Below are 12,685 nucleotides of genomic sequence, written 5' to 3'. Positions count from 1 at the left end.
GATCTTCCGCCTCAATATATTTTTCGCATTGACTAGGATCAACCCAAATGCGCTCCGCGTAGCAAGGCGCACCCTCACCAAAGCGAACGCGGTTCCAGGTGTCAATTCTTAGAGCTCTGAGCCAGTACTTTAAAGCCAAGAAGTATTCCTAATTAAAGACTTTCAAAATAAATCGACAATGGGAATTGTGCTGAGGCTTGGGAAGCAAGGGTCTAGGCACAACAGCGACACATTGTTCATATGCTGTATCTTCTGGCCCGCCAAGGGCATTCCAAGCATTCATTGAGCCAACTGAACAAGAGAGTCTAGCCCATCCACAGCCATCGATGCTTCCGAAAACGCGTAGCCAGACTCGCTCCACCGGCGAACAAAAATAAAGTCCAGATTCGCCCGTGATGCCGCTACATAATCATACTCGCTATCGCCCACAAAGACCGCAGGGTGACGTATCAACCCCGAGCCGATCTCTCTTGCCAGGATTTCATCTTTAGTGTCAGGACTACCGAAAATATTTCCTTCAAAATAATGACTGAGTTGCCGGTCGTCAAAGACCTCTCGCAACTCCTGTTCATCTCCTCCAGAAACAACCAGCCAGTTTGCTCCGAGAGTCAACTTACGCAGTTCATCCAGACCTTTCGTTACTTCGCACGATCTCAACCCATCACGAACATATGCTGCGTAGCCGTTCAACAATCGTTGTAACTCTTCTTGGTCAACCGTGGATCGGCCAATAATATCCGTCAAGAACATGTTGAATTTCACATATCGAGATATACCGCCATTATTGACATGATAGCTAACCAATGCGTCTGCTTTCGCCTCGCCATAGGGCTTGGCTACCTGATAAAAGGCCTGAGTCTTGACCTTGTTCGAATCCAGCAAGACACCGTCACAATCGAAAACCCAGGTTTTATATTTGTTCGGGAACGCCACTCCGTTCAACCCCACTGTAAACTATTTAATGGTTCCTCCGCCGATCAGAGAAGAACCAGGAGATGACAACTCACACGTAATCGAGCTCATTGTCATACACTTAGAAACACACTCAACACCATTGGCTATCGCTAAGTTCTTCCAGCGTGGTGCTGCCAGTTCCAGGAAATTGTCTAAAACAGTGCCTGCGTGTTCGCACCATGCGCTTTCTGAAGCAGGTTCATATATTTTTTTTCACCCAGCGCCATCACCTCATTGAAGCGAGCATCACCATGTATCAAACCAATGCTCCAAAGCCGCTCCATGAACCTGTATTGGAGAATCGGATCATGTGTTTTTATAAAAGAGCGCGTGTAGTCGATAGGCTTGGCTCCCGCCGGGTTATAACCCGCAAAACGTCCTGCCGATAGCATAAGGTCTGTATTGAAGACACGGATATCCGCCGGATTGAACCTTAGGAGGTCGAGAACAGCATTTGGGCCTGCATTGAAGTGAGTATCCGGCAACATCCAGTCGAACGAGGCCAACTGGCGAATATTGGCTTGGTTTTTTGGAAGTTGGCCGAGGCCCTTTCGGTTAATACACACTGCCCATCGAAGGCTGGACAGGACGCTATCAAAATCACCCTCTGCCAATGCCTTTGCCTGGGTATTGTTGTAGTAACTGACATCTAAACGACGCCCTTGAGTCACTGGGTCCCTGCCCTTGTCGCCCCCCCGATAGCTAAACTTGACGACCACGTCGTGGCTGTCGATTTCAGCTCCCTGGTCAACTGAACTGGCCACTGGTCCAACCAACGCAACCTGCCGCCCCTCTATGAACCGCGCGAATTCCGAATTTGAAGGCTCTTCTGAACGGCTATATCCAACGATCTCACCTTCACTATTTTGGGAAAGGACCTGCCAGAGCCACTCCGCTTGTCTCAGCCGATCATCTGAACAACCCTGGCGTCTCATTTCCTGTAAAAACTTCCAAGCACTTCCGAAATGCCCAACCTCTATTTCTGCGTAAAACCCAACATAGAGCTGGCTAAGAGAACCTTCAGAAGCTGCTTGAGCCGTGGCCTTGGATAGTGCCTGATTGCGCATGATTTCAGCAGGTGAATATAGACCTAACCCTATGCACAGATGATAGAGGTCTAGCCAACACAAGTAGGGCAAAATCAGTGGATCGATATCTTCAACAATCACTTCGATGCGATCAATGTCAGTTTTGGCAATAACTGCCCTTCGCGTAGCTCCAACGTCAACGAGCTCATGCCAAAGTTTCATGATATCAGTAGGAGGCCTTTTATAGCCCATACGACTAAATGCCTTGGAGAGCACTCTCGCTTCCAGCGCATAGTCACCAGCATGTTGGGCCTGACAGAAAGCCGCTTTAAGTGTATTGAAGCGCCACCAGCGATCTTGACGCTTTTTTGCAAACAGTAGCTTATTGATCACAACAGACATTAACCTTTTACGACAGGAGAACTGTTTGCAGCAGCTAGTAGCGCGGCCTCGACGCCAGCAACATCTTCAGGAACGTCAACCGCCAAGCTGCCAGGTTTGGTTTCGACCATAAGCACGTTTTTCCTAAGCTCGAAAAAACGCAAAATCTCAATATCTTCACTGTGTTCGAGGGTACTTTTACGGCCAAAATCACGGAAGGCAAACAATTCATCGCGAGTAAAACCATAGATACAAACCTGTTTGCGATACCGCGAAGGCGCATTCTCCGAGCTTTTGAAGCCCGGAAGCGGATTTCTAGACATGTATATGAGACGGCTGGACTCGTTAGTAATCACCTTGGGAATGTTCAGATTTGAAGGCTCCTCCGATTCGGATAGCCAGCTAAAGCCATTGACTACTTGATCCATATTTGCGGCTTTAGCGTCTCGGACATTGAGGATATCCTGAGGGTCTACCAAAGGTTCATCACCTTGAACATTAATGTAAATATCCGCCTCAATCGATTCAGCTGCCTCTGCAAGACGATCTGTGCCGGTCAACGCTGTTTTCTCAGTCATAACAGTTTGAAAACCAGCTCCTTCCACCACCGATGCGATACGGTTATCGTCTGTTGCGACATAGACATTTTCCGCCGATACCGCTCTGGCCGCCAACTCAGCCACCCAAAGGATCATCGGCTTGCCTAGCAAATGCACAAGTGGCTTTCCGGGATAACGGCTAGAAGCGTAGCGGGCTGGAATTAAAACAACACTGCGCATGAGAGGGCCCTTACATGGCATATATGGATTGAACCGGCACTGAATACCGTGTCGGCGTCACGGCGAGCAAAGGTAACGCTTCTGCACAGGCTTGGTATTGCGACAATAGTGATTGCATTTCGGCGCTCCTGGGGTCATCAGCACCATATCCATCAAAACCAGCCATCAATATGCGTAAGGCCTTTCCACTAGTCGCTATAGCGAGTGCATATGCAATCACCAACGAAACCGGGACCGTACAGAAGCTGTCACCAAACCGGAAGGTACCGCCTCTAACGCTAAAACCATAATCCAGTAGTTCTTTTCCTCGTAAAGCGCTTCGAACATGATCCGGTAGCATCGACGCGGGTGTAATCAATGGCTGAGGAAGTCGTGAATGGACATCGCAATCCGCCAGCAGCCTCACGGGGTGGCAGGCCACACGCACATCAATCAGCGCCGAATCAACGGACGACTGAGTGTTGAGCGCCATAACCAGTGGCCGATACTCGCGGATGTACTGCTCAATTGCGCCATTGTGTTCTTTGACCCCCGGCCCGGAGCCAAGCAACAGCACCTCCCTTCCCGCCAGGAGGGCATCTGGAGACCAGCTACCTTCAGGCTCGCCACGGTAAAAGTGGCGAGCCGAGTCCAATGCTTCACGACTGAACTTCTTGCCACCTTCCTTGCGTAAGTGCTCAATTACGGCCAGGATATCCTCTTCCAGATAACGAGAATCCGCCAGCATCTCCTGGACATAGGATGGGTGGATTCCGAACTTGCCAGCCAAGAAGTAGTAAGGGTTTGTCCCCCAACCGTAATGGTACTGCATCGGCCGAAAATGAGTCCGGATCAACTGCATTAACGGGATAAGATTTACGTCCTGGCCTTTGCGCTCGGCCATTTCGATTGCCAACTCCTCGGTACGAGCATTGCCAGGGCCTCGCCCCATTCCGGTGACGGTGGCGTCGACCCAGGTAACACCTTGGTCTATCGCACACAAAGTATTTTGCAAAGCCAACCCCATATTGTCGTGAGTATGGATTCCAAGCGGCCCTTGCCAGCCTTCCCGCAACCAGGAAATCACCTCGGCCGTTTGACGCGGATCCATACAGCCCATGCTATCCGCAAAATAAAGAACATCCGGTTGATACTGTGTCGCAGCTTGAGCTAACGACCGAATTTCATCTCGAGTTCGGTCGGCCACCTGCATAAGGTTAAAGCCGACGATGTACCCCCTTTCCCTTAACCATTCAGTAGCCGGCAACACTGACGAAAACTCGTGAACGTGGCACGCAATACGTACCAACGAAACGGGTGAAGCGGCTGAATTAACCGGAAAAAGCTGCCCCAATTTATATTCAAGGGCATCATCATCTACCAACTCACTAGCATTGACCATTACGCCAATCAGAACGTCGTCCGGAAGTGGCAGGGTTTTCAAATATTCATCCTTACAGAACGCAGAGGCTCCTTTGAAACCCTGATTTCGGAGTGATCTGAGACCGATTTCGATGGCCCCCACACCAACCTCTACCATCGCGCCTAAATAGTTCTCAACCAAGCCCCGCTCAAAGTTCCAATTATTGTAATACCCTCCGTCTCTAAGGGTGCAATCAAGCTGTGTGATCATCACTATCCGTCCTGACTTTTTTGTCGCTGACACCTGTTGAGGAAAATAAACGAGGCTGTCACCCCCATCAGTATGTTAAATAACAGCACACCTTCTGTTTGGAACAATATTCCATCGAACAGGTTAGTGACCATAAAGAATACAAGCGTCACTATCAAAAACCCAAACATATCGGGTTCCACCAACCCAGCTTGCCGCGCATTCCAAAGCCCCCGGAACCCCCAAGCAAACAGCAAAAAAACTATGATCACCCCACCAACACCGTACCTTAATGCAGCCTCATAATACCCATTATGAACTTGGCTGAAAGCGTCGCTATTGCCCTTTAAAAGCCCCTCCTGGTCTAGGATCAATTCCCCTGCCCGGTAGCCCCACCCGGTCCAAGGTCGCTCCGTGATACCCTTTGAACCTTCAATGAGAAAATGAACCCGCAATCCCCAGCTAGTCTTAGGGATATCCGACAAATCTCCACTCATGAGATCAGCCACAACGACTGACTCACTCTCAAAGCGGTCTGTTACGAGAGCGGGCAAGCCCACCTGATAGCTTGCAATAATGGCGAGTAACGATACAAAGGCGAGCACGACGGCCAGCTGCAGCTTCCCAGCCCACGATAATCTGACAACAGCAAAGAGATAAACCATACCAATGAATAGCGCAGGGACCAGAGCCACCATCGCAGTACGCGACTGTGTTATCACAATCGCCATGAGCGTAAAAATAAGTAGCATCAGCCACATACAGAATCGCAGAGGTGAAAACCTGCCGTTCAAAAAAAACTTACCTGCGAAACAGCAAAGCCCCAGGAAAACAACGCCGTACAATATGCCGGTCCGGATCGGGTTAATTCCAAAGTTTGCTCGCTGGCCATGCAGGCCCTGAACCAGCTCCTCGAAACCGTCACCGGACAGCCATGGCATGGCTATAATGAAAAGTCCTATGAGGCTGAGGTAAACCAAAACATTTCTAACACGACCTGCAAGTACAATGGATATAAAAAGAAAAAAGAATTTATCCAGAAAATCCTCTAATGAGGGTCCTGAGCGCGCGAGGTCCGGATGATCCCGCAGCATGAATACCCAGCTCAGCGTCAACACAACGATAGATGCCACCATTAACTTTACGGGGCTACTCCATCTCAGTCCGCTTCCGAAGCGAAACAGGGTATAAAGGCCTACCAACGCAAATAAGATCTCGATCCAGTTGGGCAATCGAACCGCGGTAAGCGGCAGTATGGAGTAAAGTAGCGCCAGGCCAGCCAGCAAAGCAAAAAGAGGTTTCGGTATCGCCAACATATCACTCCCTTGCCAAATTACGCGGGAGGTCGTGGAGCGAATGCTTGACGTATCATTCATGTAAAAACTCAGATTATAAAGTGTGTGCCCAGTATCGAGGCGTGCCTTAGATAAGCACGCTCAAACTTTGCTCAACGACTCAGGAATTACTGAATCGCTGCCTTGGCGAGGGGTTTAATATCAAGCAATAGGTTCTTAATTTAGCCAGGCTGGGCGCTAGGAGCCGGATTGATAGGCGTCAACGAGAACTTCCCAAAATTGTTCAAGCATTGGCTCGGAAAAGCATATCCGTTTACGCATCGATCGCCGCAAACGCAAAAGATTACGAGACTTCCAGGGTTCACCTCCACTGACAGACGAACTCCGCAGCCTGCAGCGGTCAAAATCAATCAGGTATATCTGATCACGAGTCACAAGGATATTGTCACAATTCAGGTCTACATGATCCAGACCGAAATCGTGAAACTCGCGTATCACTCTCCCCAATTTCCGCCACAATTGTTCTTCGCCAAGCATTAACGAGTCCGCAAAGGTTACAGCATCAGGTATACGTTTAATCAAAATTGCAGCCTGGTACCAAAACACGCGGGTTTTCCAAGCAATCGCTGCAACAGGTTCCGGCACGGGTAACCCAGCCGACAACAAGCTTTCCAGCAAACGGAATTCTGATATCGATCTGGCCTGATCAAAACCCGTAAACAGATACGTTTTCTCGGCCAGCCTCGCCATGAGCCCACCCCGCCGATAGTGACGAAGAACAAGGCTGCCTTTCTCCTCACTGATAAACCAGGCACTACCTCGCCCGCCCGTGCTTACAGGCTGTGCATCGCCCGCCCAGAAGTCCGGGCAAAACCAGACCGGGGTTAATACGGCCTCATACTCAGATGACACCAGCAGTAACGATTTTCTGGGTTGTGTCCGGCTGTCCGTAATCAGTGTCAAAAGTTTGATGCCTCTAATCCGGCAACCCGAAATTCCCGGGTAAAGACGTTGGGAGCCCAATAGGCTAAAATGGCGGTTAGTTTACCAACGAGCCCCGCCAGGCTCTACATTCAGCAGTAAAAGAATTAAAACAGGCTGTAAATTGATTCACTCCATCTGTATTCTCCGACTATCCGCTATTGGCGACGTTACCCATGTGATCCCTGTCGTGCTAAGCCTTCAGGAACAGGTGCCAGGCATCAAAATCACTTGGGTGATCGGAAAGATCGAAGCAAAGCTGGTTGGTGATATGCCCGGCGTCGAGTTTATTATCTTTGACAAGAACGCTGGGCGTCAGGGTTACTCAGACCTACGGAAGAAAATGAAAGGCCGCTCGTTTGACGCGCTACTGCATATGCAGGTGGCCTTTCGCGCGAACCTTGCGTCCGCCTGTATTCCCGCGAAAGTTCGAGTGGGCTATGACAAAGCACGCAGTAAAGACCTCCACAGTCTGTTTGTAGGTCACCGCATAAAGCCTGCTCAACATCAGCATGTTCGCGACTGTCTGGCCAGCTTCCTGGAACCACTAGGCCTGCGAGCCGCTCCGCCAAAATGGTTAATCCCCCTTACCGGAAGCGATCACGAGTTCGCCAATCAACACCTCGCCCGTGAACGCAAAAATCTGATCATTAGCCCCTGTGCGAGCCACGCGCTGAGAAACTGGCCACCTGAGCGTTACGCTCAACTCGCGGATCATGCTGCGAGACAGCATGGAATGAAGGTTATCCTGGTTGGTAGCCCAGCTTCGTTTGAAGCCGACTATTGCGCCGCCATCGAAACTGCCATGAAAGAGAAAGCTCACAACATCTGTGGCAAAGACACGCTGAAGCAACTCACAGCATTGATGTCCCATGCCGACCTGGTGGTTGCGCCAGATACCGGCCCCGCACACATTGCCAGCGCTGTTGGTACAGATGTGCTGGGAATATTTGCCGCCAGCAACCCGAACCGGTCCGGCCCATATAACTCGCTCAAATGGTGCGTTAATCGTTACCCGGAGGCATTACAGAAATTCACCGGAAAAACGGTGGCGGAGGCCCGCTGGGGAGCCAAGGCAGAATTCGAAGGTGCCATGGAGTTGGTGACGGTTGAAGATGCTACAACGATGCTGGATTTGTGGGTGACAGCTAACCCATAGGACCCCTCGCTTCCCACCTCTATTCAGTTCGGGACGAGGGGTATTTCGTGCAGCCTGGGAAAGATTACCTTACACAAGCCTGGAGAGGCTTACTTCCGTGCTGTGTAATCCTGATAGGATTTCTCTTCTACAAATCGGGAGCCAAGCGCCAGATTGATGTCTTTCTTCAGGGCCGCCCGCTTGTCGTTTGTAACGTAAACTGCACGAGCTAACTCTATAAATTTTGAGCCGAAGTTCTGCGCCGCTTCTTCATCCCGTATATCGTCTTCGATTACCCAAAGTTCTTCATTGACCGCTTTCAATTGCTTCCGCAACTCAGCAATTGCGCTCTGGTCCTTTACTGCCTCGTTCCAGGTCGCGCTGAGCTCATCCAGTTCAAGCCGGACATTTCGAACCTTGGCTTCATCTTTGATGCGTTCAGATTTGATTTCCAGAATGGTGATTTTGTCGAGAACTTCGCCGAACGAAACCGGAACTTTAATGACATCAGTCATTTTCTGCACCTGTCAATTTTATGGATTTTAAAACAAAGAAGCCGCCCGACTGCCAGTTAACAGAGGACGGCTACAAAATACTTACGCTCAGCCTTTGACCGGCGTCAACCACTCGCTATGCTGTGGGAGCCTGCCCTTGACCGCATCAAAATACATAGCCTGGAGCTTCTCTGTAACCGGTCCGCGCTTGCCAGCGCCAATAGCCCGACCATCCAGTTCACGAATTGGCAACACCTCGGCGGCAGTACCCGTAAAGAACGCCTCGTCCGCAATGTACACTTCATCACGAGTAATACGCCGTTCTTTCACTGGAATCCCAAGGTCGGCAGCAAAATCCAGAATGGTCTGTCGAGTAATGCCTTCCAAACAAGATGTCAGCTCAGGGGTGTGCAAAACACCGTTGCGCATGATGAAAATATTCTCGCCGGAGCCTTCCGCCACATAGCCTTCGTTGTCCAGCAACAGCGCTTCTTCACAACCACTGGCAATGGCTTCGTTCAATGCCAGCATGGAGTTGATATAGTTGCCGTTCGCCTTGGCCTTGCACATGGTGATGTTGACATGGTGACGAGTGTAGGAAGAGGTACGCACCTTGATGCCGATTTCCTTGGCTTCTGGCGACATGTAAGACGGCCAGCTCCACGCTGCAACCATTACATGAACATTCAGGTTGTCTGCTCGCAGCCCCATTCCCTCGGAACCCAGAAAGACCATTGGGCGCAGGTAAGCTTCATCAAGATTATTCTCACGAACCGCTGCACACTGCGCCTCGTTAAGCTCTTCTTTGCTAAACGGCATTTTCATGTTCAGAATGTGGGCGGACCTGAACAAACGATCGGTATGGTCTTTCAAGCGAAAAATAGCCGGGCCATTCGCAGTGTTGTAGGCTCGCACCCCTTCAAAACAGCCCAGGCCGTAGTGCAGGGTGTGGGTCAGGACGTGGGTTTTGGCTTCACGCCAGGGAACCATTTCACCATCCAGCCAGATAACGCCATCGCGATCAGCCATCGACATTCTTTATTGCTCCTAAAAAAGCGGTTTTCGGGGATTTAGCATTCTAGCAGGAAATTTTGATAGAACGACACCAGGCTCACTATACCTCCATAATTTTCTTCCAAACTGATTGTATATAGCGCCGCTCCTCTGTGAACGCATCGCCTGCGACCTGGCTGTTCAGGTTTTGCAGCGCCCGCCGGTGAATGCTTGAACGCAGAGCAATGTATGCTTCTCGCAGTTTTTCTGCGTCCTCTACGGGCAATACGCCAGCTCGGCCCAACTCCTCCATTTGCCGAATATTGTCAGACCACTGGGTAAGCTCTGGATGATCCTCACTCCATGCAAGCATGAGGTATTGCACCATAAACTCCATATCCACAATACCGCCCGCATCGTGCTTGATATGAAAGGTTTCTTTCCGCCGGCTTTCCGGCGTACCCAGACTGGCACGCATTTTTTCACGCATTTCCACTACGTCCTGGCGCAGCTTGTCCTTTTCACGACTTTGACAAAGTATGTTGTGCCGCACAGATTCGAAGGCCGCGAGTGTTTCGCGACAACCTGCGACGCCTCTGGCCCGGGCCAACGCCTGATGTTCCCAGGTCCAGGCGTCGTTGCACTGATACTTTTCGAAAGCCTGCAGTGTACTTACCAGCAACCCCGAATTGCCCGAGGGACGCAAACGCATATCGACCTCATACAACTGGCCAGAGGGGGTCTGTGCATTAAGGATGTGCACAATTCGCTGCCCCAGACGAGTGTAGAAGACCGCATTATCAATGGGCTTGTCGCCATCTGTGGCCAGACCGGGATCTGCATTGTGAACAAATACCAGATCAAGATCCGAGGTATAGCCAAGTTCGATTCCGCCCAGCTTTCCGTACCCGATGACTGCGAAATCCGTTTCACCGGGGACGTCATCAGCACGCCCCGGGTGTCCATGGCGCACCACCAGGTTGGCAAAGGCCACGTCCACCACGTGATCAAGAACAACCTCGGCAATCCAGGTTAGATAGTCACTCACCTTCATCAATGGCAGGGTGCCCTTCAGCTCAGAAGCGGCGACTCGAAGCGTGTGAGCCTTTTTGAAGTGCCGCAACGACTCCATCTGGTTTTCCAGGTCGTCATAGGAGATCCGCAACATTTGCTGACGCAGATCATCCTGTAATTCGTCTCGTGCAGGTGGGCTGTACAGGCTTTCAGCGTTGAGCAGCTCATCCAGCAGTAGTGGTGTTTCTGCAAGCTGCCTTGCAATCCAGGGACTTTCGCTGCACAGCTTGACCAATTGCGTTCGAGCCCCCGGATTCTCCAGCAATAACACCATGTAGGCCGTTCGGCGCAAAATGGCTTCAACCAGCTGTAAAACACGAGACAGGGTTTCTGAAGGGTTATCTACTTCGGTCAATGCTTCCAGTAACACCGGCATAAACTGATTAAGACGTTTACGCCCCTGAGTTTGCATGGTCTGAACAGTACGACCGTCGCGCAAGCTGCCAAGCAGACTGAGACTACCCGAGGGATCCTCGTACCCGTTTTGTTCCAGCCACTGAGTATCTGAAACCTCATCGGCCTCCGCCAGCCAGAGCTCAAACCAGCCTTCGTCAACTGAGGTCTGCGCGCCGTCTTCATCTTCTTCCGTAGCAATGATATTGGCAAAGTGTGTAGCCACTTTCTCCCTATGCTGAATCAGCGCTTGCTGGCAGCTCTGCCAATCATCAAACCCCATGATCAGTGCAACGCGCGCCTGGGAAAGCTCGTCTTCAGGCAATAGCTGAGTCTGCTTGTCTTCCATACCTTGCAGGGCATGCTCAAGATCACGCAGGAATACATAAGCGTCACGGAGTTCGTTAACAACCTGTGAAGGCAGCAACTCCAGCGCCTCAAGTTCTTTCAGTATGATCAGCAACTCCCTCTGCTGCAGCTCTCTGTCCCGGCCGCCACGAATGAGCTGAAACGCCTGAACAACAAACTCGATTTCCCGGATGCCACCACTGCCAAGTTTTATGTTGTTTTCCAGCCCCTGCCTGCGAACTTCACGGCTTATCATCGCCTTCATACTTCGCAGAGACTCGAAAGCGCTGAAATCGATGTATCTGCGATACACGAACGGCCTAAGGCTTTCCATAAGAACCTGGCCCGCCTTCTGGTCACCGGCAACCACTCGTGCCTTGACCATGGCATAACGCTCCCAGTCCCTTCCTTGGTCCTGGTAGTAGGTTTCCAGGGCTGCGAAACTCAGTGCAAGAGCGCCACTCTGCCCATAGGGCCGCAAGCGCATATCCACACGGAACACGAAGCCATCAGCGGTGATCTGATCCAGTGCCTGAATCAGGCGCTGTCCAAGCCGGATGAAAAACTGCTGATTATCCAGAGAACGACTGCCGCCCCGGGTTTCACCTTTGCCGGGAAAAGCAAATATGAGATCAATATCCGAGGAGACGTTCAGCTCGCGCCCCCCCAACTTTCCCATTCCGATCACGATCAGCGACTGGGGCGCTTCCGCACCTGTTACCGGATCCTTGCCCCAGGGCGTGCCAAATTGTTCGCAAGCTGACTTATAGAGCCAGTCGAGGGCCCCCTGAATACATACCTCCGCAAACGCACTGGTTGCAGCTATGGTTTCGGGTAAATCGGCCCAGCGCATCAGGTCCCGCCATATGATGCGGAACTGCGCTTCTCGGCGAAAACGGCGCAACGCCGCATGCAGGCCAGGCTCATCCTCCACATCTACTAGATACTCATTCCAGCGCGCCTGCAGATATTCCGGCGTGGTCGGTTCATTCAGCAACCGTGACTCGAGCAAGGTTCGCACCTGTTCCGGGTGTCTTTCCAGCGTCTGGCGCAGAAACGGGCTCCGGGCCATGGCCTGGGCAATGGTTGCGGCCGATATACTGGCGTCCTCCTGCAGCCAATCTGGCACACCTTCCGGAAAAACCGACGCCCAGCCGTCAGCAACATCATCTGCCAGCGGTGACGGAAGGCAACTCCATGGCTCGGACATAATGCAAACCCCTGTCTCTCTGTTAT

Annotated in this window: 10 protein-coding genes; 1 reads left to right on the top strand and 9 read right to left on the bottom strand. The window is 51.3% G+C overall.

Features of this window, described 5'->3' with window-relative positions; translation table 11 throughout:
* Window positions 1-279: 279 nt before the first annotated feature.
* From Q4501_RS17075 to Q4501_RS17050, 6 genes are all read right to left on the bottom strand, one after another.
* The gene (locus tag Q4501_RS17075) at window positions 280-933 is read right to left on the bottom strand and encodes an HAD family hydrolase (RefSeq protein ID WP_303597464.1); all 654 of its coding nucleotides are present in this window, start codon (window positions 931-933) and stop codon (window positions 280-282) included.
* 173 nt (window positions 934-1,106) lie between these two features.
* Entirely contained in the window at window positions 1,107-2,375 is a 1,269-nt protein-coding gene (locus tag Q4501_RS17070) for a hypothetical protein (RefSeq protein WP_303597463.1), read from the bottom strand.
* Window positions 2,376-2,383: 8 nt separating this feature from the next.
* On the bottom strand, window positions 2,384-3,142 hold the full coding sequence (locus Q4501_RS17065) for a 3-deoxy-manno-octulosonate cytidylyltransferase (protein ID WP_303597462.1): 759 nt from the start codon (window positions 3,140-3,142) through the stop codon (window positions 2,384-2,386).
* A 10-nt stretch (window positions 3,143-3,152) separates the two neighbouring features.
* On the bottom strand, window positions 3,153-4,754 hold the full coding sequence (locus Q4501_RS17060; protein WP_303597461.1) for an aldolase catalytic domain-containing protein: 1,602 nt from the start codon (window positions 4,752-4,754) through the stop codon (window positions 3,153-3,155).
* Window positions 4,755-4,756: 2 nt separating this feature from the next.
* Window positions 4,757-6,109, bottom strand: a complete 1,353-nt coding sequence (locus Q4501_RS17055) for an O-antigen ligase (protein ID WP_303597460.1) — start codon at window positions 6,107-6,109, stop codon at window positions 4,757-4,759.
* Between the two features lie 156 nt (window positions 6,110-6,265).
* The gene (locus tag Q4501_RS17050) at window positions 6,266-6,991 is read right to left on the bottom strand and encodes a 3-deoxy-D-manno-octulosonic acid kinase (RefSeq protein WP_303597459.1); all 726 of its coding nucleotides are present in this window, start codon (window positions 6,989-6,991) and stop codon (window positions 6,266-6,268) included.
* 145 nt (window positions 6,992-7,136) lie between these two features.
* On the opposite strand from Q4501_RS17050, the gene Q4501_RS17045 reads away from it, so the two are divergent.
* Window positions 7,137-8,168, top strand: a complete 1,032-nt coding sequence (locus tag Q4501_RS17045; RefSeq protein ID WP_303597554.1) for a glycosyltransferase family 9 protein — start codon at window positions 7,137-7,139, stop codon at window positions 8,166-8,168.
* A gap of 89 nt (window positions 8,169-8,257) precedes the next feature.
* Here Q4501_RS17045 and Q4501_RS17040 read toward each other — a convergent pair whose 3' ends face one another.
* The 3 genes from Q4501_RS17040 to glnE form a co-directional block, all read right to left on the bottom strand.
* A complete protein-coding gene (locus Q4501_RS17040; protein WP_303597458.1) occupies window positions 8,258-8,662 on the bottom strand; it encodes a DUF6165 family protein in 405 nt (134 codons plus the stop codon).
* An 87-nt stretch (window positions 8,663-8,749) separates the two neighbouring features.
* Window positions 8,750-9,676 carry a branched-chain amino acid transaminase gene (locus Q4501_RS17035; RefSeq protein WP_303597457.1) on the bottom strand — a complete coding sequence of 309 codons (927 nt, stop codon included), beginning with the start codon at window positions 9,674-9,676 and terminating at the stop codon, window positions 8,750-8,752.
* A gap of 79 nt (window positions 9,677-9,755) precedes the next feature.
* On the bottom strand, window positions 9,756-12,659 hold the full coding sequence (gene glnE / locus Q4501_RS17030; protein ID WP_303597456.1) for a bifunctional [glutamate--ammonia ligase]-adenylyl-L-tyrosine phosphorylase/[glutamate--ammonia-ligase] adenylyltransferase: 2,904 nt from the start codon (window positions 12,657-12,659) through the stop codon (window positions 9,756-9,758).
* Window positions 12,660-12,685 lie beyond the last annotated feature (26 nt).

The organism is Marinobacter sp. 2_MG-2023, from assembly GCF_030546935.1.
In the GTDB taxonomy this organism is placed as follows: domain Bacteria; phylum Pseudomonadota; class Gammaproteobacteria; order Pseudomonadales; family Oleiphilaceae; genus Marinobacter.
This window is presented reverse-complemented; position numbering and strand designations above follow the sequence as displayed.